Origin of the sequence: Leclercia sp. S52 (genome assembly GCF_039727615.1) — a bacterium.
Lineage (GTDB): Bacteria > Pseudomonadota > Gammaproteobacteria > Enterobacterales > Enterobacteriaceae > Enterobacter > Enterobacter adecarboxylatus_B.
On record NZ_CP152474.1, the window covers coordinates 2,481,476 to 2,504,782 of the forward strand.

Annotated in this window: 20 protein-coding genes and 3 pseudogenes; 8 read left to right on the forward strand and 15 right to left on the reverse strand. The window is 57.4% G+C overall.

All coding sequences use genetic code 11. The annotated features are described in order from the left end of the window. Nucleotide 1: 1 nt before the first annotated feature. Together AAHB66_RS11890 and AAHB66_RS11895 are read right to left on the reverse strand one after the other, a co-directional pair. Nucleotides 2-1,576: an iron ABC transporter permease gene (locus AAHB66_RS11890; protein ID WP_347113000.1), complete on the reverse strand. Its 1,575-nt coding sequence runs from the start codon at nt 1,574-1,576 to the stop codon at nt 2-4. Between the two features lie 22 nt (nt 1,577-1,598). Then, nucleotides 1,599-2,616, reverse strand: a pseudogene (locus AAHB66_RS11895) (iron ABC transporter substrate-binding protein). A gap of 340 nt (nt 2,617-2,956) precedes the next feature. Between AAHB66_RS11895 and AAHB66_RS11900 the strand changes: the two are divergent. The 4 genes from AAHB66_RS11900 to AAHB66_RS11915 all read left to right on the forward strand — a co-directional run bounded on the left by AAHB66_RS11900 (nt 2,957) and on the right by AAHB66_RS11915 (nt 6,236). Continuing rightward, nucleotides 2,957-4,363 carry a cytochrome ubiquinol oxidase subunit I gene (locus tag AAHB66_RS11900; protein ID WP_347113002.1) on the forward strand — a complete coding sequence of 469 codons (1,407 nt, stop codon included), beginning with the start codon at nt 2,957-2,959 and terminating at the stop codon, nt 4,361-4,363. Continuing rightward, the gene (gene cydB / locus AAHB66_RS11905) at nt 4,363-5,373 is read left to right on the forward strand and encodes a cytochrome d ubiquinol oxidase subunit II (RefSeq protein ID WP_347113004.1); all 1,011 of its coding nucleotides are present in this window, start codon (nt 4,363-4,365) and stop codon (nt 5,371-5,373) included. The genes AAHB66_RS11900 and cydB overlap by 1 nt, the downstream gene beginning before the upstream one ends. Continuing rightward, on the forward strand, nt 5,373-5,501 hold the full coding sequence (locus AAHB66_RS11910) for a DUF2474 domain-containing protein (protein ID WP_032610877.1): 129 nt from the start codon (nt 5,373-5,375) through the stop codon (nt 5,499-5,501). Before cydB ends, AAHB66_RS11910 begins: the two co-directional genes overlap by 1 nt. 504 nt (nt 5,502-6,005) lie before the next feature. Continuing rightward, entirely contained in the window at nt 6,006-6,236 is a 231-nt protein-coding gene (locus AAHB66_RS11915; protein WP_347113006.1) for a DUF2554 family protein, read from the forward strand. On the opposite strand, the gene AAHB66_RS11920 is transcribed toward AAHB66_RS11915, so the two are convergent. Further along, nucleotides 6,237-8,201 (reverse strand): U32 family peptidase, encoded by a 1,965-nt coding sequence (locus tag AAHB66_RS11920; protein WP_347113008.1) that lies wholly within the window; start codon nt 8,199-8,201, stop codon nt 6,237-6,239. A gap of 80 nt (nt 8,202-8,281) precedes the next feature. Further along, nucleotides 8,282-8,809, reverse strand: coding sequence for an XRE family transcriptional regulator (locus tag AAHB66_RS11925; RefSeq protein ID WP_347113010.1), 528 nt, complete (start codon nt 8,807-8,809; stop codon nt 8,282-8,284). An 89-nt stretch (nt 8,810-8,898) separates the two neighbouring features. On the opposite strand from AAHB66_RS11925, the gene AAHB66_RS11930 reads away from it, so the two are divergent. Next, nucleotides 8,899-10,065: a benzoate/H(+) symporter BenE family transporter gene (locus AAHB66_RS11930; RefSeq protein ID WP_347113012.1), complete on the forward strand. Its 1,167-nt coding sequence runs from the start codon at nt 8,899-8,901 to the stop codon at nt 10,063-10,065. Here AAHB66_RS11930 and AAHB66_RS11935 read toward each other — a convergent pair. Further along, entirely contained in the window at nt 10,045-10,917 is an 873-nt protein-coding gene (locus AAHB66_RS11935) for an AraC family transcriptional regulator (RefSeq protein WP_347113013.1), read from the reverse strand. The two genes, AAHB66_RS11930 and AAHB66_RS11935, sit on opposite strands and share 21 nt — an antisense overlap. A gap of 186 nt (nt 10,918-11,103) precedes the next feature. Here AAHB66_RS11935 and AAHB66_RS11940 point away from each other — a divergent pair, with 186 nt between their 5' ends. Beyond that, on the forward strand, nt 11,104-12,000 hold the full coding sequence (locus tag AAHB66_RS11940; protein WP_347113014.1) for a DMT family transporter: 897 nt from the start codon (nt 11,104-11,106) through the stop codon (nt 11,998-12,000). A gap of 36 nt (nt 12,001-12,036) precedes the next feature. Here AAHB66_RS11940 and AAHB66_RS11945 read toward each other — a convergent pair whose 3' ends face one another. Together AAHB66_RS11945 and AAHB66_RS11950 are read right to left on the reverse strand one after the other, a co-directional pair. Continuing rightward, complete coding sequence (locus tag AAHB66_RS11945; RefSeq protein WP_347113016.1) at nt 12,037-12,708, reverse strand: DUF3313 domain-containing protein; 672 nt, start codon at nt 12,706-12,708, stop codon at nt 12,037-12,039. 140 nt (nt 12,709-12,848) lie between these two features. After that, the gene (locus AAHB66_RS11950) at nt 12,849-14,441 is read right to left on the reverse strand and encodes an ABC transporter substrate-binding protein (protein ID WP_347113017.1); all 1,593 of its coding nucleotides are present in this window, start codon (nt 14,439-14,441) and stop codon (nt 12,849-12,851) included. Nucleotides 14,442-14,555: 114 nt separating this feature from the next. Here AAHB66_RS11950 and pepT point away from each other — a divergent pair, with 114 nt between their 5' ends. Beyond that, on the forward strand, nt 14,556-15,785 hold the full coding sequence (gene pepT / locus AAHB66_RS11955) for a peptidase T (protein ID WP_347113018.1): 1,230 nt from the start codon (nt 14,556-14,558) through the stop codon (nt 15,783-15,785). Nucleotides 15,786-15,825: 40 nt separating this feature from the next. Here the strand turns inward: pepT and AAHB66_RS11960 are convergent, their stop codons facing one another. The 5 genes and pseudogenes from AAHB66_RS11960 to tehA all read right to left on the reverse strand — a co-directional run bounded on the left by AAHB66_RS11960 (nt 15,826) and on the right by tehA (nt 18,812). Beyond that, nucleotides 15,826-16,260, reverse strand: a complete 435-nt coding sequence (locus tag AAHB66_RS11960; protein WP_347113019.1) for a hypothetical protein — start codon at nt 16,258-16,260, stop codon at nt 15,826-15,828. Continuing rightward, nucleotides 16,257-16,613, reverse strand: a complete 357-nt coding sequence (locus AAHB66_RS11965) for a tlde1 domain-containing protein (protein ID WP_347113020.1) — start codon at nt 16,611-16,613, stop codon at nt 16,257-16,259. Before AAHB66_RS11965 ends, AAHB66_RS11960 begins: the two co-directional genes overlap by 4 nt. A 41-nt stretch (nt 16,614-16,654) precedes the next feature. Then, nucleotides 16,655-16,858 (reverse strand): annotated as a pseudogene (locus AAHB66_RS11970) (type VI secretion system tube protein Hcp); the annotation flags it as partial. A 356-nt stretch (nt 16,859-17,214) separates the two neighbouring features. Continuing rightward, complete coding sequence (tehB, locus tag AAHB66_RS11975) at nt 17,215-17,811, reverse strand: tellurite resistance methyltransferase TehB (RefSeq protein WP_347113021.1); 597 nt, start codon at nt 17,809-17,811, stop codon at nt 17,215-17,217. Beyond that, nucleotides 17,808-18,812: a dicarboxylate transporter/tellurite-resistance protein TehA gene (gene tehA / locus AAHB66_RS11980; protein WP_347113022.1), complete on the reverse strand. Its 1,005-nt coding sequence runs from the start codon at nt 18,810-18,812 to the stop codon at nt 17,808-17,810. Before tehA ends, tehB begins: the two co-directional genes overlap by 4 nt. 122 nt (nt 18,813-18,934) lie before the next feature. Between tehA and ydcK the strand changes: the two genes are divergently transcribed. After that, nucleotides 18,935-19,915, forward strand: a complete 981-nt coding sequence (gene ydcK / locus AAHB66_RS11985) for a YdcK family protein (RefSeq protein ID WP_347116465.1) — start codon at nt 18,935-18,937, stop codon at nt 19,913-19,915. Here the strand turns inward: ydcK and rimL are convergent. The 3 genes and pseudogenes from rimL to AAHB66_RS12000 all read right to left on the reverse strand — a co-directional run bounded on the left by rimL (nt 19,910) and on the right by AAHB66_RS12000 (nt 23,299). Further along, nucleotides 19,910-20,461 (reverse strand): 50S ribosomal protein L7/L12-serine acetyltransferase, encoded by a 552-nt coding sequence (gene rimL / locus AAHB66_RS11990; protein ID WP_347113023.1) that lies wholly within the window; start codon nt 20,459-20,461, stop codon nt 19,910-19,912. The two genes, ydcK and rimL, sit on opposite strands and share 6 nt — an antisense overlap. Before the next feature lie 155 nt (nt 20,462-20,616). Further along, nucleotides 20,617-22,273: pseudogene (locus tag AAHB66_RS11995) on the reverse strand (glucan biosynthesis protein). A 252-nt stretch (nt 22,274-22,525) separates the two neighbouring features. Continuing rightward, a complete protein-coding gene (locus AAHB66_RS12000; protein WP_347113024.1) occupies nt 22,526-23,299 on the reverse strand; it encodes an ABC transporter substrate-binding protein in 774 nt (257 codons plus the stop codon). Nucleotides 23,300-23,307: the final 8 nt, after the last annotated feature.

The window sequence follows — 23,307 nt, forward strand, 5'->3', positions numbered from 1 at the left end:
CTTACAGGCCCGCTAATTTTTGCGACTGTACATACAATATTCCGGTCAGCGGCAGCGAGATCAGCACCATCAGCAGGGCGTAAGGCGCTGCGGCGACATAATCGATCTCACTGGTCAACGCCCAGAAACCGGTGGAAAGAGTGCGCGTCCCCAACGGAGAGAGCAGCAGCGTGGCGGTGAGTTCGTTGGTGATCCCGAGGAATACCAGTGCCCCACCCGCTGCCGCGCCCGGGGCGGCAAGCCGCATGGTGATCCCCCAGATGGCGCTGGCCTGGGTTTTGCCTAAACTGCGGGCGACGTTCTCCAGCTCCTGTGGAGCCTGGGCGATCCCGGCGCGTAGATTCACCAGCCCGCGGGGCAGGAACATCAGCAGGTAGGCCAGGAACAGGGTGATTTCGGTCTGATAGAGGGGACGGAAATAGTGGATTGTCACCGTCACCAGCGCCAGGGCGACAACGATCCCCGGCAGCGAACTGGTGAAGTAGTTGCACGCTTCCAGCATCCGGAACAGCGGGCGCGGATGGCGCACCGTCAGCCAGGTGACCGGGATGCCGGCCAGCATAATCAGCAAGGCACCGCCGGAGGCCAGCACTACCGTCTGGCGCAGCGACAGCCAGAGATCCGCCTGATTCCAGTTCTCGATGCCGCCCAGCCACAGCCAACGCCCCAGTACTCCGAGCGGCACCACCAGAGCCAGCACAATGACCACCAGGGAGAGCAGCTGGCCGACCAGACTCAGGGGCAGATTGAGCTGCAGGCGATGCTGCTCCCGCGGCGCGCCTGAGCCCACCCGGGCGTACCGCGCTTTGCCGCGCGTCGTTCCTTCAAGGGTGAGGAACAGCAGACAGCACAGCGCCAGTACGCCCGCCAGCATATTGGCCGCCGGACCGCTGAAGGTGGACTGGAACTGATCGTAAATGGCGGTGGTAAAGGCATCAAAACGGATCATCGCGTAGAGACCGTACTCCGCCAGCAGATGCAGGGTCACCAGCAGCGCCCCGCCCCAGACCGCCAGCTTCAGCTGTGGCATCACAATGCGGAAAAAGACCGCCCACGGCGGGGTGCCTAACGAGGCGGCGACATCTTCCAGCGTCGGGTCGAGGCGGCGCAACACCGCCGCGACGGGAAGATAGATAAACGGATAGTAGGCCAGCACCGAGAGAAACACCCCGGCGCCCAGGCCGTGGATCGACGGCACCGCGCTGACCCAGGCATAGCTTTGCACAAAGGCGGGGATCGCCAGCGGCGCGACGGCAAGGATCGACCAGATACGTCGTCCGGCCAGGGTCGTGCGCTCGGTGAGCCAGGCAAGCATCACTCCCACCAGCACGCTGAGCGGAACCGCGATAACCACCAGCAGCAGCGTGTTGCTGAGCAGCTCAGCCACGCGCGGGCGAAAGATGAGTGCCTTGACCGTTTCCCAGCCGGTGTCAAAACCAATGACCACCACGAAGGCCGGCGGGATCAGAGATAACAGTGAAAACAGTATCGCGAGCAAAATCATCATCAACGCCGGGCGGCGTTGTACACCACGCCGCCGGACTTCCGGCGTGTGGGTAATATTGACCACTGACATCAGGCACTCACCGCTGCATTAATTAAAGAAGACCGGCCTGGGTCATCAGGTCGATGACTTTTTTTGTTGTTGAGCGTGGAAGGCTCAACCTTCGGCGCGTCCAGATCCTTCAACGGCACCAGTTTCGGGTTGGATTCGGCGTTGACGCCCACCGCGTATTCAAAGGCATCGTTAGTACGCAGGCTGTCCTGCCCCGCTTTGCCGGTGATCCACTTCACGAAGGCCTGAGCCTGCTGCTGATGTTTGCTGGAAGCCAGCACGCCGCCACCGGAGATGCTGACGAAGGCACCCGGATCCTGATGTTTGAAGTAGTGCAGCTGGGTGTTTTTGCTGTTTTCACCGGTTTTTGCCTGGTCGACAAAACGGTAGTAGTGGTAGATCACCCCGCCATCAATCTGCCCGGCGTTAACCGCTTTCATCACCGTGCTGTTGCCTTTGTAGGCCACGAAGTTGGTCTTCATCGCTTTCAGCCATTCCAGCGTCGCTTGCTCGCCTTTCAGGGCCAGTACCGCGCTGACGATCGCCTGGAAATCTGCTCCGGATGGGGAGGCAGCCCAGCGCCCTTTCCACTCTGGTTTCGCCAGATCCATCAGCGATTTCGGCAGCTGGGATTCATTGAGTTTCGCCGGGTTATAGACGAACACCGTGCTGCGCGCGGCAATACCGATCCAGCGGCCATGTTCCGGGCGATATGCCGGAGCAACCTGGTCGAGGGTGGCTTTATCCATCGGGGCAAAGAGTTTGGCGTTATCGACCAGTACCATGGCCGGGGAGTTTTCGGTCAGGAAGACGTCGGCCGGTGAGGCGCTGCCCTCCTGTACCAGGGCGTTGCCCAGTTCGCTGTCGCCGCCGTTACGCAGCGTCACTTTGATGCCGGTCTCTTTAGTGAAACCGTCAACCCATGATTTGACCAGGTTTTCATGCTGAGCGTTGTACACCACGATCCCGTTATTGTTCTCCGCCGCACCGGCGATGGGTGTGAGCAAAACAGAGGAAATCATCACAGCAAGGGTGCAAAAAGACGATAAGCCATATTTCATACGTTAATCCTTCACAGAAATGAGCACATAACACCAGAGTGAACAGCGGGCGGATTAAATCACAACGGCATGGAAATGATAATGAATATGATTACCGTTTTTAAATAATGGTAAGAAATGTGGTCGATTGCGACTTTACTTCCATAAAAATCCTGAATCGAAACCATAGGTCACAGGAAGATTAAGAAAGCCTTAAGGCGGATTTCGGAACTATAACAGGATAATGATTTCATCTTATTTCATTGAACTGTTATAGATAAATTCCCCCTTTTCTGTCTCTGATACTCAGCTTCCCACCTCATTACCATAACAGCCACACCGATTCATCTTGAGGTTATGCATGTTTGGCTTAGATGCGTTTCATCTGGCGAGGATCCAGTTTGCCTTTACTGTCTCCTTCCATATTATTTTCCCGGCGATCACCATTGGCCTCGCCAGCTATCTGGCGGTGCTGGAGGGGCTATGGCTGAAAAGCAAAAACCCCGTCTGGCGCTCGCTGTACCATTTCTGGTCGAAGATCTTCGCCGTCAACTTTGGCATGGGTGTGGTCTCCGGGCTGGTGATGGCCTACCAGTTTGGCACTAACTGGAGCGGTTTCTCGCAGTTTGCCGGCAGCATTACCGGCCCGCTGCTGACCTATGAAGTGCTGACTGCCTTCTTCCTCGAAGCCGGTTTTCTCGGCGTGATGCTGTTCGGCTGGAACAAAGTCGGGCCGGGACTGCACTTCTTTGCCACCTGCATGGTGGCGCTGGGCACCATCATCTCCACCTTCTGGATCCTCGCCTCCAACAGCTGGATGCAGACCCCGCAGGGCTTTGAGATCGTCAACGGCCAGGTGGTGCCTGTAGACTGGTTTGCGGTGGTGTTTAACCCTTCGTTCCCGTATCGCCTGCTGCATATGTCGATTGCCGCGTTTCTCAGCAGCGCGCTTTTTGTCGCAGCCTCGGCGGCATGGCACCTGCTGCGCGGCAACAATACTCCCGCCATTCGCCGCATGTTTTCTATGGCCTTGTGGATGACCCTGATCGTTGCCCCCATTCAGGCGATGGTCGGGGATATGCATGGGCTGAACACCCTGAAGCATCAACCGGCCAAAATTGCCGCCATTGAAGGCCACTGGGAGAACCCGCCCGGCAAGCCGACCCCGCTGCTGCTGTTTGGCTGGCCCGATATGGAGCAGGAACGCACCCGCTACGGTCTCGAAATTCCCGCGCTCGGCAGCCTGATCCTCACCCACAGTCTGGATAAGCAGGTGCCTGCGCTGAAGGAGTTTCCGAAAGAGGATCGACCTAACTCCACCATTGTCTTCTGGTCGTTTCGCATTATGGCCGGGCTGGGGATGCTGATGCTGTTGCTGGGCACCGTCGCCCTGTGGCTGCGCTATAAGCAGCGGCTTTACCACTCCCGGCCGTTCCTGTGGTTTGCCCTGCTGATGGGACCATCGGGATTAATTGCCATTCTCGCCGGATGGGTGACCACCGAAGTGGGCCGTCAGCCGTGGGTCGTCTACGGTCTGCAACGTACCAAAGATGCGGTATCGGCCCATGGCGATCTGCATATGAGCGTCAGCCTGCTGGCTTTCATTGTGGTCTACACCTCGGTGTTTGGCGTCGGCTACAGCTACATGGTGCGCCTGATTAAAAAGGGGCCGCAGGAAGCCGAGTCCTTCCCGACTGAAAACGATGGCCGCCCGGCGCGCCCGCTCTCGGCCGCAGGCACTGAATTTACTACCAAGGAGACACCATAATGGGTATCGATCTCTCCCTGATCTGGTTTGTGATTATTGTCTTCGCCACCCTGATGTATATCGTGATGGACGGGTTTGATCTGGGGATTGGCATTCTTTTTCCCGCCATTCAGGACCCCGACGACCGGGATGTGATGGTCAACAGCGTCGCCCCGGTGTGGGACGGGAACGAAACCTGGCTGGTGCTGGGCGGTGCCGCGCTGTTCGGTGCCTTTCCGCTGGCCTACGCGGTGATCATCGATGCCCTGACCATCCCGCTGACCCTGATGCTGATCGGCCTGATTTTTCGCGGCGTGGCGTTTGAGTTTCGCTTCAAGGCGACGCCCGCGCACCGTCCCTTCTGGGATAAGGCCTTTATCGGCGGCTCGGTGCTGGCCACCTTTACCCAGGGCATGGTGGTGGGTGCGGTGATCAACGGCTTTGCGGTCAGCGGTCGCGCCTTTGCCGGTGGTCCGTTCGACTGGTTCACCCCGTTCAACCTGTTCTGCGGCCTGGGGCTGGTGGTGGCCTATGCCTTTTTAGGCGCCACCTGGCTGGTGATGAAAAGTGAGAACCCGCTGCAGGGGCGGATGCGTCAGGTATCAAAGCGTCTGCTGCTGGCGCTGCTGGGGATTATTGCGGTTATCAGCATCTGGACGCCGCTCTCCCAGCCCGCCATCGCCGACCGCTGGTTCAGCCTGCCGAACCTGTTCTTCCTGCTGCCGGTCCCAGTGCTGGTGGTGGTGTTGGGCCTGTGGCAGTGGCGCAGCCTCAATAACCCGCACAGCCACCATCTGCCGTTCGTGTTGACCCTCGGTTTAATCTTCCTCGGCTTTAGCGGGCTGGGGATTAGCATCTGGCCACATATCATTCCGCCATCGATTACCTTATGGCAGGCCGCTGCGCCTGCGCAGAGTCAGGGCTTTATGTTGGTGGGAGCGTTATTCATTATCCCGATCATCCTTGTCTACACTTTCTGGAGCTATTACGTGTTTCGCGGCAAAGTCCAGCCTGGGGAGGGCTATCACTGATGAATCAACCTGTCTGGAAACGTCTGATGTGGATGGTGATTATCTGGGGCGGCAGCGTACTGGCGCTGGCGCTGGTGGGGATGTTCTTCCGGGTGCTGATGACCGCAGCGGGGTTTAAGTCGCACTAATCATGAGTTACTTGCCTATAAAGCAATAGAGAAATTCAAGGATAATAAATAACTTACAGCGGCTCCCTGGTCCGGCTGAAAATCGCTGAGGCGTTGACCGCAGGCCGGGGCGAGGCGCATGGATGCGCCGAGAGGGCGTGACCTACAGGGATGTAGGATCACGCCCGACCCGATAGCCGAAGGGAATAAGCCGAAGGCACCGCGAAGCGGCGATTTTCTTTGCCGGGAGCCGGGGTCGCCAGGGGGGGAGGCGGCGAGCCCCCCCTGGCACGTTCACAGGTTCCGGTGATTCATAGAAGCAAGGAACGTAAGGTGAACGGAACCACCTCTACAGCCGCATGTTTCCCCTCACCCTAACCCTCTCCCCATAGAGGAGAGGGAACAGTCCGGTGCCCCACTCATCAACACAATCTGACAAAACCTTTCCTGCCTTTGAAAAAGCGAATAATAACTCCACGTAACTATCGGCATGATGGCCGCTCAACGTAACCGGGTGGTGGCAGAATGTTTACGAAAGCGTTATCGATAGTGTTACTGACCTGTGCGTTATTTTCCGGTCAGCTGATGGCAGGACATAAAGGGCATGCGTTTTTTTGGGTGAAAAATGTCGATCAGCAGCTGCGCCACGAAGCCGACAGCGATGAGCTTCGCGCCGCAGCGGAGGAGTCAGCAGAAGGCTTGCGCGAACACCACCACTGGCAGAAGTCGCGCAAACCGGATACTCACTTTCTTTGATTAACTGCCTTTACGCTTCGGCAGCGTTTTCAGCAGATCGTCGGGGCTGACGGAGGCCACAATGCTGCCCGGCTGCGGCATTTTGAAGATGTGGTTTTTCATCTTACCGATGACGTGCATCTCACACGGACGGCAGTCGAACTTCAGGGTTAACACCTCATCGCCGTTCACCAGCTGCATCGGGGTTGCCTTCCAGCTCTTGATGCTGCCTTTCGCCTGCTTCGGACAGAGGTTAAAGGCGAAGCGCAGACAGTGCTTGGTGATCATCACCGGTACGTCGCCCTTCTCTTCGTGCGCTTCATAGGCAGCATCGATCAGCTCAACGCCGTAGCGCTGATAGAACGCCCGCGCCTTGTGGTTGTAGACGTTCGCCAGGAAGCTCAGATGCGTATCCGGGTAAACCGGCGGCGGCACTGACACCGCTTTGCGGCTGCCGCGCGGGTAATTCGCCAGACGGACCGCGTCCAGCATCTCTGCCGTTTCACGACGGAACTGATTCAACAGGCTGTTCGGAATGAACAGCGCATCCGCCAGATTGACCTGAATATCGCGGGCGTAATAGATCGTCTGACCAAGTTTTGCCACGCCGTCCTTCAGACTGTTCAGCGCTTTTTCGGCGTTATTGGCTACCTCAAACATCCCGTCGAGGGTATGAGTCACGCTGATGCCATCTTCACAGGTCATGGTGAGGATCAGCTGCTCTTCCCAGCCGCCAAGCTCGATATCCACCGCAATGCGACGTTCGCTGGAGGTTTTCAGCAGCGCCTGCTGCCAGTTGTGGTCGAGGTTGCGGTTCAGGGCCGCATGCGGACGTGCCTTATACAGGTCGGCGGGCATCTCGTTCGGCCAGACGCGGTAGCGGTTTTCAGCGGTTTTCTCAACCGTGTTGGCGCGGAAACCCACAACTTCACGTTTGATCATCACGTTCAGGCCATCGCCGTTCGCCAGCGGTTCGGTCACTTCTACGTCAAGATACTCTTTCGCCACCTTGAGCACTTCACCCACCGGCAGGCCGATAAATTTCGGTGAATCGAAGGCCCCGATGTCGTCTTTACGCGCATTCACGAAGTAGTCGGTGCTGCCGCGGTGGAAGGTCTTGTCGGTAGACGGAATAAAGAAGTGCTCGGTGCGCCCGGCGGAGCTGCGCGCCAGGCCTCCGCGATCCTCAATGATGGCATCGAGCATCTGACGATAATGGGCGGTGATGTTCTTCACGTAGCTCATGTCTTTGTAGCGCCCTTCAATCTTGAAGGATTGCACGCCCGCGTCGATCAGCGCGCCCAGGTTGGCGGTCTGGTCGTTGTCTTTCATCGACAGAAGGTGTTTTTCAAAGGCCACCACGCGGCCCTGATCGTCTTTCAGGGTATACGGCAGTCGGCAGGCCTGAGAGCAGTCGCCGCGGTTGGCGCTGCGCCCGGTCTGGGCGTGAGAGATGTTGCACTGGCCGGAATAGGCCACGCACAGGGCGCCGTGAATAAAGAACTCGATGGTGGCGTCGGTCGCCTGGCGGATATCGCGGATCTGATTGAGGTTCAGCTCGCGCGCCAGCACGATCTGGGTGAAACCGGCATCGGAGAGAAACTTCGCTTTCTCCACGCTGCGGATGTCGCACTGGGTACTGGCGTGCAGCTCAATCGGCGGGATATCCATCTCGAGGACACCCATGTCCTGGACAATAAGCGCGTCGACGCCGGTCTGGTACAGGTCGGTGATCAGACGCTGCGCCGGCTCCAGTTCATCATCATGAAGAATAGTGTTCAGGGTCACGAACACCTTCGCCCCGAAACGGTGGGCGAACGGCACCAGGTCGGCGATATCACGCAGGCTGTTGCTGGCATTATGGCGGGCGCCAAATCCAGGGCCGCCGATATAGACCGCATCGGCACCGTGAAGGATCGCTTCTCGGGCAATGGCGGCGTCACGAGCCGGGCTTAAGAGTTCAAGATGATGGGATGGCAGGCGCATACTTCGTCGTTATCCGTTATGGTCAAAATGGCGGCTATTGTAGTCAGAAGTATGGGCCAGTGAAACAGTTTTGCGTGCCTTTAGCGGGGATAATGGATCAGCGAGTGAAAGTGCACCGTCTGGCCGCTGCTGTTGCGGTAGGCGTGCGGTTTATCCCCGGCAAAACGCAGGCCGGTATCGGGGAGCAGCGTCTGCCAGACGCCGTCGATCTGCATCTCCAGTTCCCCGCTGATCACCACCACGTGCTCAATCACCCCGGCTTCGTGCGGCGTGGATTCGCTGATCGCGCCCGGCGCGAGGGTGATGGAGAAGTGGTCATACTTCAGCGTCTCGTCCCAGGGGAACAGCGGTTTGACCACCATCGCCTGCTGCTGTGGGTCGAACACCGGCGGGTTCTCCGCTTCGGGCGTAATAAAGGTCGAGAACGGCACGTTCAGCCCGGTAGCAATTTTCCACAGCGTGGAGACCGTCGGGCTGGATTCGTTGCGCTCCACCTGGCCGAGCATCGCTTTCGACACCCCGGTCTCTTCCGCCAGCTTCGACAGGCTCCAGCCGCGCGCCTGACGCAGCGTTTTCAGTGTGATGGCAAGATGTTGTGTGATGTCCATGGTCCCTCCCGTTGCCGCGAGTGTAGCACTTGTATGCTATAACGCACAGTGATACATTTGCGGCTGTTATAACGCACAACGGAGTTCCCATGCGCCCATCTTCGCTCACCTTTCCCACCCTGTTAGCGGGTTTTGTTGCCGTGCTGGTGGGTTACGCCAGCTCTGCCGCCATCATCTGGCAGGCCGCTGCGGCGGCAGGCGCGACGGCACCGCAGATCGCCGGCTGGATGACGTCGCTGGGGATCGGCATGGGGATCAGCACCCTGGCGCTGTCGTGGTGGTATAAAGCCCCGGTGCTCACCGCCTGGTCCACGCCCGGTGCCGCCCTGCTGGCGACCAGCCTGCAGGGGGTAACGCTGTCAGAGACCATCGGCATCTTTATCTTTGCCAATGCCCTGATCCTGATTTGCGGGGTTAGCGGCCTGTTCGCCCGGTTGATGAAAATTATCCCTCATTCGTTGGCAGCGGCGATGCTTGCAGGCGTCCTGCTGCGCTTTGGCCTGCAGGCCTTCAGCAACCTGGAGGGGCATCTGCTGCTGTGCGGGAGTATGCTGCTAGCCTGGCTGCTGACCAAAGCCTTTGCCCCGCGCTATGCCATCGTGGCGACCCTGCTGGTGGGCAGCGCGGTGGCGATGCTGAAAGGTGACGTTGTCACAGATAAATTAAGCTTCGCGATCGTCATGCCGGAATTTATCGCCCCGACCTTTAATCTGACCACGCTGATAAGCATCGGTCTGCCCTTCTTCCTGGTGACCATGGCCTCGCAGAATGCGCCGGGATTCGCCACGCTTAAAGCCTCCGGCTATCCGGTGGCCGTCTCGCCGCTGATCGTCTTTACCGGCGGGCTGGCGCTGCTGCTGTCGCCGTTCGGGGTGTATTCAATCTGCATCGCGGCGATCACCGCCGCCATTTGCCAGAGCCCGGATGCGCACCCGGATGCCGATAAGCGCTGGCTGGCCGCCGCGGCAGCGGGTGTTTTTTATCTGCTGGCGGGGATTTTCGGCGGCTCGATTAGCGGGCTGATGGCGGCCCTGCCGCTAAGCTGGATCCAGACCCTGGCAGGACTGGCGCTGCTGGGCACCATCGGCGGCAGTCTGCATCAGGCGCTGCACAATGAGGCCGAACGCGATGCTGCTGTCGTGACCTTTCTGCTTACCGCCAGCGGCGCGACCCTGGCCGGGATCGGCTCGGCGTTCTGGGGATTAGTGGCGGGCGGCGTCTGCTACGCCCTGCTGTTACGCACCCGACGCGCGTAGCTGGGACGGGGTCAGCCCGGTGGCGGCGCGAAAGCGATTGCTGAAGTGGCTGGCGGAGCTGAACCCGCAGGCCAGGGCGATCTCGGTTAGCGGCTGACGCGTATGTCGCACCAGGGTTTTGGCCTTCTCCATCCGCCGCTGCATCACATACTGGTGCGGCGCCATCTGCATCGACTGACGGAACATGCGGGCAAAATGAAACTCGCTTAAGCTCGCCTGCGCGGCCAGATCCGCTAAGGTCAGCGGCTGCGCCAGATTCTCTTCGATAAAGCCCAGCAGGTTGCGCAGCACGAACGGCGACAGGCCGCCCGTGACCGTCGGCAGCGCCCACTGCACGTTGCTGTAATGCTGCACCAGATGGGTCAGGAGCAGCGTGGAGGCGGTACTCAGGGTGAGCTGATTGGCCGACTGCTGCCAGTCGCAGCCGAGGATAAAATGGCGATACAGGGCGGTTATGCTGGCGTCGTCGCCAAACAGATTTTCGTCGAGGGTCAGGCTGTAGGGGCTTTTGTCCCAGATCTGCTCGCCGACCTTGCGCAGGTGATCGTCGGTACAGTAAAGGTGGATAAACGACAGATCGTCGCGAATATCCCAACTGGACTCACTCTCTTTCGGCATCAGGCAGAAACGGTCCGGGCCGCCGCCGTTTTTCCAGCCCGCGCTGGTTTTGTGATAGCTCTCGTAGCCGTCGGCAATATAGAGGCTCAGGGTGTGGTGATCGCAATATTGTGTAATGGTGTCGCGTTTATTTGACCAGGCCGCCAGCTGGATCCCTGAATTCAGCGCCACGGCATTGTGCAATACCGCTTTATGTCTGCGCAGATTTTCAAAGGCACCGTACATCTCAGCCATAACCACTCACACATTGATGAATAAGAATCAACAAGTCTAAAAAGATCTGCCATTCAGTGCCAGTCCTCTTCACTCTGCGTGTGGAAAAAAGCGCAAGAATATGCAAGTCCGGCGCAAGTCTGTGAAAGAAGGCCCTTCTTCCTGCCGCCATACTGGGACCAGACTTTGCTGATAAGAGAAATAACGATGAATGCATTATTGTACGCGCTGGTAGTTGTTATCTGGGGAACGACCTGGATTGCCATCTTCTTACAACAGGGGCCTGTGCCTGCCCCGGTCTCGATTTTCTGGCGCTTTGCCGTTGCCACCGCCACCATTATGACGGTGCTGCTGCTCCTGCGCCGCCTGCGTCCGCTGGCCTTGCGCGACCACCTGTTTTGCGGCCTGCAGGGCTGCTGCGTCTTCTGCTTCAATTTCTGGTGCTTTTACACGGCAGCGGCGTATATCAATACCGGCCTCGAATCGGTGATTTTTTCGATGGCGGTGCTGTATAACGCCCTGAACAGCTTCCTGTTCTTTGGCCAGCGCCCGCCGACACGCTTCTGGCTGGCGGCGGCGCTGGGGCTGCTCGGCATTATCACCCTGTTCTGGAACGACCTGTTAGCCAGCGGCTGGAGCGCCGGTCTGCTGTTCGGCATTGCCCTGTCGGCGCTGGGGACCTACGGCTTCTCACTCGGCAATATGATCAGCCTGCGCCACCAGCGCAACGGCCTGGAGACCATGACCACCAACGCCTGGGCGATGCTGTACGGCACGCTGGTGATGGGGGCGATTGCGCTGATCCGCGGGGATGACTTTACCCCGGTCTGGTCGGTGAGCTATATGGGTGCCCTGCTCTATCTGGCGCTGTTTGGCTCGGTGATTGCGTTTGGTGCTTACTTCACGCTGGTTGGGCGGATTGGCGCGGGCAAAGCGGCGTACAGCACCCTGCTGTTTCCGCTGGTGGCGCTCTCATTCTCGACGGTGTACGAGGGGTATGTCTGGCACAGCAATGGGATTACAGGGTTGCTGCTGATTTTAACAGGGAATCTGGTGATGTTTGCCCGACCGGAGAACTGGTTTAAACGGCTGAGAACGGCGTAAAAAAAACCGGCCTGCGTGATGCAGGCCGGTATGGTGTTATTTGGTTTTATTCACATCAAACATGGTGGCATCGGTCGCCATGTCATCAACAACCTGCTTCAGGGTCGCGAAGGTCATTGGCGTACTTTCGTTATTCAGCTCTTTACCTTCACCCTTACGAACCACTTTGATGACCGGCTTATTGGTTTTGGAGTCAATCAGCTCGCCTTCAAAGTAAAGGTGGGTATCCATAGTACGGTGACCGGTTGCCATCTGGGTACCGGCAACGACCAGCGCAACAGGGACCACTTCATAGAACTGCAGGCCTTCTTTCTGCGAGCTCACACCGGTGATAGCGCCACGGAAGATCAGGCTGCGTGAACCAGGCGTCGTCACAATCGGTTTACGCTGACCGATAGCGGTTTTCATTTTGGTGTTGGTGTAGTTTAACAGTTCATCCAGCGTGCGTTGACCGATCTGGGTGGTTGGCTTTGGTGCCGGATAATAGGTGATATTGTTCCAGATAATGCTGTCGTAGTTTGCTTCGTTATAAGACGGATCAACCCAGCGCAGCGTCGGTTTACCCGATGCAGAGGTGGTTTGCTGGAGCCCAGAGTAGTCTTTTAAAAAGCCTGAATATTGATCAGGCGCAGCCACTTTTGATGCACAGCCAGCGAGAAGCAACAGGCCGGAGAGCGCGGCAACTTTAAATAAAGTATTAGTACGCATAATGGGTGTGTCCCTGTTAAGTGCAAATATGCAATTGAAGTTATAGCAAATGTTGGCTGAAAGAAAAGTGACAAAAAATGATGAAGACAGCACAAATTGAAAAAAAACTGCCCGCCATTATGACGGGCAGCGTTAAGCGTTTATTTTATATCCACTTGCCAGAATAAATGTTTACCGAACGGGTCAATTTCGTAACCTGTTACTTCCTTGCGTACGGGCTCAAAAATAGTTGAGTGCGCAATCATTACAGCCGGCATTTGATCGTGCATCATTTGCTGCGCCTGTTTATATAACGCAATCCTTTTATTCTGATCGGTAATTGATTTCGCCTCAGCAATAATTTTATCAAATGGCGGATAACACCATTTCGCGGAATTAGACCCTCCGTTGGCCGAGGTGCAGGTAAAGAGCGGGCCAAAGAAATTATCCGGGTCGCCCGTTGCCGTGGTCCAGCCCATCAGCGCCGCCTGATGCTCGCCGCCCTTCACCCGCTTGAGGTATTCCCCCCACTCGTAGGTGACGACTTTGGTCTGCACGCCGACTTTCGCCCAGTCGGCCTGGATCATCTCGGCCATCCGTTTGGCATTAGGGTTATAGGGGCGCTGCACCGGCATGGCCCACAGGTCGATAGTCATCCCGTTGGCAAAACCGGCCTCTTTCAGCAGGGCTTTGGCTTTTTCCGGATCGTAATCGTAGTCTTTCAACTCACTGTCGGCGCTCCAGACGCCTGGTGGCAGCAGGTTTTTCGCGGCGGTGCCGGTACCCTGGAAGACCGCCTCAATAATCGCCGGTTTGTTGATCGCCATCGCCAGCGCCTGGCGTACCTTGACGTTATCCAGCGGCGGTTTTTGCGTGTTGAACGACAGGAAACCGGTATTAAGACCCGCCTTGCTCATCAGGTTGAGATCGTTGTTGGCCTTCATCCGCGGCAGATCGGCGGGGTTCGGGAACGGCATCACCTGGCACTCGTTTTTCTCCAGCTTGGCGAAGCGCACCGAGGCATCCGGAACGATGGTGAACACCAGGCGATCCAGTTTGGCTTTGCCCTGCCAGTACTCCGGGAACGCGGTAAACAGGATGCGCGAGTCCTTCTGGTACTTCGCCAGCTTGAACGGCCCGGTGCCGATCGGCTCCATGTCCACCTTCTCCGGGGTGCCGGCTTTCAGCATTGCGTCGGCATATTCGGCGGAGAGGATGGAGGCGAAGTACCAGGCGAGGTCAGCCACGAATGGCGCTTCCGGGTGAGCGAGGGTGAAGCGCACCGTATGGTCGTCCACTTTATCGATGGCGGTGATCAGCTTGCCGAACTCCAGGCTCTCGAAGTTGGAATAGTTGCCGTTGGAGACGTTGTGATAGGGATGGTTAGCGTCTTTCTGACGCATAAACGAGAAGATCACATCATCGGCATTAAAGTCTCGCGTCGGCGTGAACAGCTTGTTGCTCTGGAACTTCACCCCTTTGCGCAGATGGAAAGTATAGACCTTGCCATCCTCGCTGACGTCCCAGCTTTCGGCCAGGCTCGGCACCAGATGGGTGGTGCCCGGGGTAAAATCCACCAGCCGGTTATACACCGGTACGGCGCTGGCATCCACGCTGGTGCCCGAGGTATAAAGTTGCGGGTTAAAGTTCTCCGGCGATCCTTCCGAACAATAGACCAGCGTTTTAGCGGCAACGGTGGAACTGACCGTCAGCGCGGCTACGGTCAGAGCCAACGTTGTGAGGTTGCTTTTCATCGCGTTTTCCTGTCTTTTAATTTGACGGCTAATGAATTTTTGTCGTGCCAAACCATAAATAACACTAAAGTGATTTTGCAAACACCTGATAACTCAAATAAAGAAGGATCCACCATGGCTTCAGCGCTCGCCAGACAATTAACCCAACGCTTCTTCCGCTACCTGGCCATCACCAGCCAGAGCGATCCGAAGGTAAAAACCTTGCCCTCCACTCCCGGCCAGCACGAGATGGCGCGGGCGCTGGCGATGGAGCTACAAACGCTGGGTCTGGACGATATTGTGATCGACGAATTTGCCACCGTCACCGCCGTCAAAAAGGGCAATGTCCCCGGCGCGCCGCGGATCGGTTTTATCACCCATATCGATACCGTCGACGTCGGATTGTCACCGGATATTTATCCGCAGATCCTCACATATACCGGAGATGATCTCTGTCTTAACGCTGAAAAAGATATCTGGCTGCGGGTCAGCGAACACCCGGAAATTCTGGCCTACCCCAATGAAGAGATCATCTTCAGCGATGGCACCAGCGTGCTGGGTGCTGACAACAAGTCGGCGGTGACCGTGGTAATGACCCTGCTGGAGAACCTCACTGATGATCATCAGCATGGCGATATCGTGGTGGCCTTCGTGCCGGATGAAGAGATTGGCCTGTGTGGGGCGAAAGCGCTGGATCTGGCCCGCTTTGACGTCGATTTTGCCTGGACCATCGACTGCTGCGAACTGGGAGAGATTGTTTATGAGAACTTCAACGCGGCGGCGGCGGAAATTCGCTTCACCGGCGTGACGGCGCATCCGATGTCGGCGAAAGGCGTACTGGTAAACCCGCTGCTGATGGCCACCGATTACATCAGCCACTTCGATCGTCTGCAAACCCCTGAGCACACCGAAGGCCGCGAAGGCTATATCTGGTTTAACGGCATCCAGGCCGGGCAAAACGAGGCGGTGCTGAAAGCCAATATTCGCGATTTCGATCGCGACAGTTTTGCCGCGCGTAAGGCGCAAATTGGCGACGTCGCAGAGAAGATCGCCGCGCAGCACCCTACCGCGAAGGTGAGCTGGCATATCGAAGATACCTACAGCAACATCAGTAACGCAGTGGGAGAAGATCGTCGCGCGATCGACCTGATGTTCGAGGCGATGGAAAGCTTAGGCATCACACCGAAACCGACGCCAATGCGCGGCGGCACCGACGGCGCGGCACTCTCGGCAAAAGGGCTGTTGACCCCGAACTTCTTCACCGGTGCCCACAACTTCCACTCGAAGTTTGAGTTTTTACCGCTGAAATCGTTCGAGGCCTCGTATAACACGGCGCTGCAGCTCTGTTTGCTGGCGGCACGATAACTGGAAATAACCCGGTCATAGAATGACCGGGTTATTTATCTTACTTAACCTGACGCGATTTATCGGCGTTCAGTTCTTCCCAGGATGCTTCAAGTATCCACAGACACTGAGCACCATCGATTGTCGCTAACAACGCTTTGCGAGTACGTTGGTAGAACGCCTCGACCTCGGTCGGTGATGTCTCGCTCGGTGGGGTACAGACAATATCGCTGCCAATCATATGCGGCCATTTTCCTGCGTCAATAGCTCGTAACGCTCTGAGAGTAGCGACGGTGTTGGTTGACAGAGCTGAGGCCATCGCGTCTTCCAGTTGCTGCGCCTGCCTAACGTCGGCAATAGCAGCCAGCGTCGGGGTCTGTTCAATCCACTGAGCCTCGCCAGCAGCCACGCCACGCAGAGCAGCAGGCCAATCTGTTCCTCCAGCCGTTGCCGAAAATGAGGCAGCAGACAGCAGCAAAACGGTCAGGCACTTCATCGCACCACCTCCAGATCGCCGCCATCGCGGAGTATCTGCCGACGGGTCGACAGCGAAAGAATAATACAGCCTGCAGATGCGAACCCTGCGGGACCTTCTATGCGCTCGCCATGTATACGAAACGCTGAACGACCAAAAGTTTCGCCGATGGTCTGCTCAAGAATAATGGTCACAGGCCCCTTAGAATTCGAATGTCCCGCGATTTTATAGGTCCCTCTTGGTAGAGGACCCAGTCCTTTTACATGCTGGCGGTCCGGGTTATTTTTATTAGTGAGTGCGCCGGAATAGCCGGATTCTATTAGCTTGCCGTCTTTATACATTTTGCCGGTCGACTGCTCATACTTCCATCCCATAACGCTCTCCTTATGCCGTTTTACGGTCGTTCCAGCTGTCTGGAGGCATCGATCTCTTTATCGAATGAATAAGGGGAATGTACACGCAGGCTGGTTGCCTTGCCTTTGTGCTTGTCGGTAGGTTGCATTACGCCATGGTTAAGGCCGATGATCTCAATGCTGCCCTCGCGCCCACGGACATCGACTGAGCCTTTTATATCCGCACCACCATGGTCTTTAAGCCATAAATATGTGGGGATTGCCATTTTGGTTAAACTCCATTTAAGAAAATCCTGATATGTTAAGCACTTACGTGCAACCTCAAGCTATAGACCAAAAAACAACCCGTCAATGTCTTAACTACGTGGATAAAAAACAATCTGCAATTTCATTGATGTAAATAAAAAAGGCCGGGAATATCCGGCCTGAGTCTGATAACGAACCTGTATAAACCTTGCGCCCGCATTTATGCCGGGTGGCGGCTTCGCCTTACCCGGCCTACGTAGTGACCTTGTAGGCCCGTGCAAGCGAAGCGCCGCCGGGCAATCACACCGCAGAGGAATCGGTGCGGTATGATGCCCTCACCCCAACCCTCTCCCAAAGGGAGAGGGAGCAAACAGGGTTAAGCCGGTTTACGCGCCAGCAGCGTGGCAAAACGCAGCTTGATGCGATTCCCCTGGGCGTCGGTGCGGTGTAACTCGCCGACGTCCTCGTTGTATTTCAGCTGTTCCCAGCCCGCATAGTAGCCGCTCAGCTCCCCGGTTTTAAACGCAAACGGGAAGCCGACGTTGCACGGATAGTCTTCGGTATCCATCGCCGCGACGATCAGGTTATAGCCGCCCGGTTTGGTGCAGCGCTGCATATTGTCGATCAGGCCCGGAATGGTCTCCGCCTGCAGGAACATCAGCACCACGGTCGACAGGATAAAATCGTATTCACCGTCAAAGCGCAGGGTGTTGAGATCCTTAATGGCGGTCTGCAGGTTAGCGATCCCCTCTTTCGCCTTGATGCTCTCAATATTATCGATGCTGTTGGCATTCTTATCCCATGCGGTGACATCAAAGCCGTTGGCCGCCAGGTAGAGGCTGTTGCGCCCGTTGCCGCAGCCGAGATCCAGGGTTTTGCCCGGTTTAACAATCCCTGCGCTGTACACCACTTCGGAGTGGGTGCGGGTCATGCCATATTTTTCGGTAAAGTAGTTCTCATCAAACACAGTCATTCTCTTTCCTCAGCTTGCATAAGCGTTGCTTTGTCTGTACGGACCAACAGTTTTCCCTGCATCAGCAGGATAAACGTGCGCACCAGTAATAGCGCAATGATGGCGTTGGTAAAAATAAACAGCGGGATGGCGATCGCGTGGAAAAAACCGGACGGGCTACTCTGCCCCAGATGCAGACCGGTGGTGGCCAGCGCCGAGACGCCGAACGAAAAACTCCAGAACGACGCATTAAACGGCTGCGACAGATACCAGGGCATCAGGCGCAGGGTGAATAGCAGCTGCAGCAGGCCGTAGCCGAACAGCATTTTGGCGAAGGTATCGGCCTCGCCGCCGTTGACGCTGAACCAGGCGCTACAGGCCACCAGTGCAGGCGCCAGCTGGATCCCGAGCGAGGTGCGCATCGCCGCAGGCAGTTCGCCCGCGCTGCGCAGACGCTGCAAAATCACCGGCTCCAGGCTCAGCCAGGAGAAAACGCCCGCGCCGAGAAATACCAGCCCGGCATCGTGAAACCCGAGCGCACCGCAGGCCATGGCGCTGATAAAGTTATTCGCCACCGTCGGCAGATAGAGGCCGGGGGTGGTTGCCTCCTCCGGGTGTTTTCCGCGCCACAGTCCGGCAGACTGCCATGCCGCATAGCTCAGCTGCACCACCACGCCGAAGGCGAACAGGACCAGCGCCAGCGGACGATACCAGGGGACAAAACCAATCGCCACCAGCAGCGTGGTGGCCGGAAACAGGCTGACGAAGCTGCTCATCACCGGATGGCGCATCTCCGCCAGCACGCTGCGCGGGAAACGCACCGCGCGGATGATAAACGCCACGGTCAGTAATCCCCAGATCGCCATCGCCAGCGTCACCAGGATTTCCCCCGGCCAGCGGGTTACCGGCCAGAGGGTGCTGGCGTAACGCCAGGCAAAGCCCATACCAATGGTTCCCAGCACCATGCCGTAGTAGCCCGCGGGCAAATTAAGAACGCGTTCAGTCGGTTGCGTTTTATACATAATTTTTAATCTATAAATTATATTTGAAATACTAGTTTAAGGAGTTTCATTTGCGGATGCCACTGTTTCGATCAAGCTAAAGTTTGCTACGTTTAGTGGAGAGGATAACTGCGGGCACAATGATGAAAAAATATCGACTTAGCGATGAGAGCCGTCTGCACCACTGGCAGGACGGCGAGACGAAAACAGCGGTTAAGGTGCGCCAGATTATCGCCGCGCGAGATTTCAGTGATGTGAAGAGCGGTACACGGGGCGGCTGGATCGACGACGAATCGGCGCTGTCGCAGGAGTACGACTGCTGGATCTACGATGAAAACAGCGTGGTGTTCGAAGGCGCGCGGGTCAGCGGCAATGCGCGGATCACCCGGCCCTGCGTCATCAGCCATCAGGCGTCTGTGAGTGATAACGTCTGGGTCGACGGGGCGCAAATCAGCCACGGGGCGCGACTGAGCAATAACGTCACGGTGCAATCCTCGGTGGTACGCGGCGAGTGCCATCTGTTCGACAACGCCCGCGTTCTGCACAACAGCATGGTGATCGCCGCCAAAGGTTTAACCCCGGACCACGAGCAAATCCTGCGCATTTTTGGCGAGGCCACGGTGAGCCAGTCGCGGGTGGTGCATCAGGCGCAGATCTATGGCAACGCCATCGTCAGCTACGCTTTTGTCGAGCATCGCGCCGAAGTGTTTGAGAATGCGCTGCTCGAAGGCAACGAGGTGAATAACGTCTGGGTGTGCGACTGCGCCAAAGTATACGGCAACGCCCGCCTGCTCGCCGGGCTGGAAGAGGATGCCATCCCTACCCTGCGCTACAGCTCCCAGGTGGCGGAAAATGCGCTGGTGGAAGGTAACTGCGTGATTAAACATCACGTCCTGATTGGCGGCGACGCCTGGCTGCGCGGCGGGCCGATCCTGATCGACGACAAAGTGGTGATCCAGGGCCGGGCGCGCATTCGCGGTGAAGTGCTGATCGAGCATCATATTGAAATTACCGATGACGCGGTGATTGAGGCGTCAGAGGGCGAAGTAATTCACCTGCGCGGCGAGAAGATGATTAACGGCGCGCAGCACATTACCCGCACGCCGCTGCTCGGGGCATTATGAGGTGCAGATCCGGGCGTAGATATTCTGGTCGTCATAGCCCCCATTGAGGAACTCGGCCTCTTTCAGGCACCCTTCCAGGAGGAAGCCGTTACGCAGCGCCACCTGGTTACTGGCGGCGTTGTCGACGCGGCACTTGATCACGAAGCGGCGGATTTCCCCGCGCCCGGCGTAGTAGCGGATAAAGGCCTCCAGCGCCCGGGATAAAATCCCCTGCCCCTGATGCGCTTCATCCAGCCAGTAGCCGATGTAGCCGGTTTTATTCAACGGTTCGATAGAATTGAACGACAGCACGCCAACCAGAACGTTATCACTGAAAATCAGGAACATTTTGGCGTAACCGCGCTGATGCAGCATCTGGTTGCTCTGGATGTTCTGGCGGGTATCGTCTTCGGTGCCAACAAACTGCGGCCAGTTGAGGTAGTCCTGCAGATACGCCCGGTTTTTGACTACCAGATTGTGCAGCTCGGTGGTGTAACGTTCGTCGGTGGCGCGCAGTTCGAGATGCGCATTGACGGGGATAATTTCTTCTTCGGTAATGGTGTTCATCAGTCAGCCTTTGTAGGCCGGGTAAGGCGTAGCCGCCACCCGGCGTGAGCATGGGCTCTGCGGTCTGCAATGCCGGGCGGCGCATGCGCTTGCCCGGCCTACGATTCGGTGCAGTTCGTAGGCCGGGTTAGGCGCAGCCGCCACCCGGCACAGGCTTAACGCATTACGCGGTCATCGACATACTGGCGTTTATCCGGTGCCGGTGGGAAGTAGTGATACAGCCAGGTTTCGCTGATCGCCTCGCCCTGGCAGCGCAGGAACATACGCATATCTACCGTATCGGTGGAGTCGCTGGTCGGATACCAGTCAAACAGGATGCGATACCCGTCGAACGGCTCCACGTAGAGGATCTCAATCTGCTTCGCTTCGCCGCTGGAGAGGGTGATCACCGGCTCGATCCCTTTTGGCGCAGCCGCTTTCAGATCGCCGCCCACAAAATCAACCGCGAAACGGCGCGACCACACGTTCGGGTAGTTCTCGCCTGGAGCCCAGCCTTCCGGGAAACCGCCCATCCCGGTGCGGGTGGCCAGCACGTTCGCCAGCGGAGAACGGACCGGCGGCTTCGCGCTCCAGTAAAGACGGTACTGGAAGTCCAGCTTATCGCCCGCCTTCACCGGTTTTTCCGGCTGCCAGAAGCAGACCACATTATCCAGGGTTTCGCCGGTGGTCGGGATCTCCATCAGCCCTACGGTGCCTTTGCCCCACTGGTTACGCGGCTCGACCCACAGGCTTGGACGTTTGTTGTACCAGCCCATGATGTCCTGATAGTGCGAGAAATCGCGATCGAGCTGCAGCAGACCAAAGCCTTTCGGGTTCTTGTCGGTATAGGCGTTGAACTGCAGCTTCTGTGGGTTATTCAGCGGACGGCAGACCCACTCGCCGTTGCCGCGCCACATCGCCAGACGATCGGAGTCGTGGATCTGCGGGTGAATGGTGTCGCACATGCGGCGCTCGTTGTTGCCGCAGGCGAACATGCTGGTCATCGGGGCGATCCCCAGCTGCTGGATCTCCTTGCGGGCATACAGGTGGTTTTCGACGTCCATGATCACCTGGGTCTTCTCGCAGTGGATCACGAACTTATAGGCGCCGGTAATGCTCGGGCTATCGAGCAGGGTGTAGACCGTAAAGGTGGTCGCGCCCGGTTTAACCGTTTCAAACCAGAAGGAGGTAAAGTCCGGGAACTCCTCTTTGCTGTCGGCGTAGGTATTCAGCGCCAGACCGCGGGCGGAGAGCCCGTACTGGTAGGTGTCATCCACCGCGCGGAAGTAGCTCGCGCCGAGGAAGGAGACGATATCGCGACGCGCCAGCTCCGGGGATTTAAAGGCGCGGAAACCGGCAAAGCCTAAATCGCTCTGCCCTTCCAGCTGTTTCGTATCAACGCCCGCGTCGTGGTAGTTGAACAGCTCCGGGCGGAAGTGAATTTCACGCGCCTGGGAGGTCTGGCTGTCCAGCGAGAACATGCGCACCCGGCGGCGAAAGCCCATCCCGACGTGGAAGAACTGCACGTCGAGCTGGCGGTTTTCGATGTTGTTCCACAGCGACTGCTTCGCATCGTACTGGATGCTGTTATAGGCCTGCGGCGTCAGCGTTGCCAGAGTATCCGGCAGCGGACGCGGCGCCCCGCCCCACGGTGTTTGCGCCAGGTCGTGCGCCATGGACTGCAGCACAGAAAAGTCGAAACGACGGCTCGTACCGTCCGCAATATCCGATTCAGCCGCACTGGCCGCCCGGGAAAAAAAGCGCGGCGAGTCCGGAAGTCCCGCTCAGTGCGGCAACGGCCAGGGAGCCTTTTAAAAAACGTCTGCGATTCATGCCTGGAAAAACGTCCTTATGGTCGTGGGGAGGAGGGTTTCGCTCAGGGCGAAACAACGGCAAGAAAGAACATCATTAAGAGGGCACAGCCTAAACAAAAACGGTTAAGAATCCAATTATTGACAGGCGAGAATATGCGCAAAGGGAGAAAGATTTTTATGTCGAGGAGAATTGCCCTAAAGGCAGGTAAAGAAAAGTATAAAAAAGCCCCTGCCGGACATCAGCGGCAAGGGCTAAAAGGTTAGATTGTTGTTATTTTACGCTGACATCGATACCCGGGAAGTACTTCTTCGCCAGCTTATCGATAGTGCCATCAGCGCGGACTTTATCAATGGCGGCATCAAGCTGCTTTTTGGTGGCCTCATCGCCTTTACGCAGGCCATAGCCGATCCCGCTGCCGAGGATCGTGTCATCCGACACCGGCTTGCCGATAAAGCCAAAGCCTTTCCCCTGCGGCTTGCTGAGGAAGCCAGCCTGCCCGGCGGCAGACATTACCAGCGAGGCGTCGATACGGCCATTCAGCAGATCGCCCCAGGCCATGTTCTGATCTTTGTACGACACCACGGTGACGCCCTGTTTTTCCCAGTGCTCCTTGGCGTAGGTCTCCTGGATGGAGCCCTGCAACACGCCAATGGTCTTGCCTTTCAGTCCTTCCGGCGTGGCGTCTACCGCGCTGCCGGTTTTGCCCACCAGCTGGGACGGAATACGGTAGATCGGCTGGGTAAAGTCAATGCTCTGACGACGCTGGTCGGTGATGTTCATCGCCGAGTTGATGGCGTCGAATTTCTTCGCCACCAGCCCCGGGATCAGCGCGTCAAACGAGGTTTCAACCCAGCTGCATTTCAGCGCGGCGGCGGCGCAAATTGCGTTGCCGAGCTCAATATCAAACCCTTCCAGCTCACCCGAGGCGTTGCGGCTCTCAAATGGCGGGTACTCGGCTTCAACGCCGTAACGTAATTCTGTTGCCGCCAAGGACGAAAACGAACACAGCAATCCCAGGCCGACAACGAAGGCTTTTAATTTCATGACTGAAC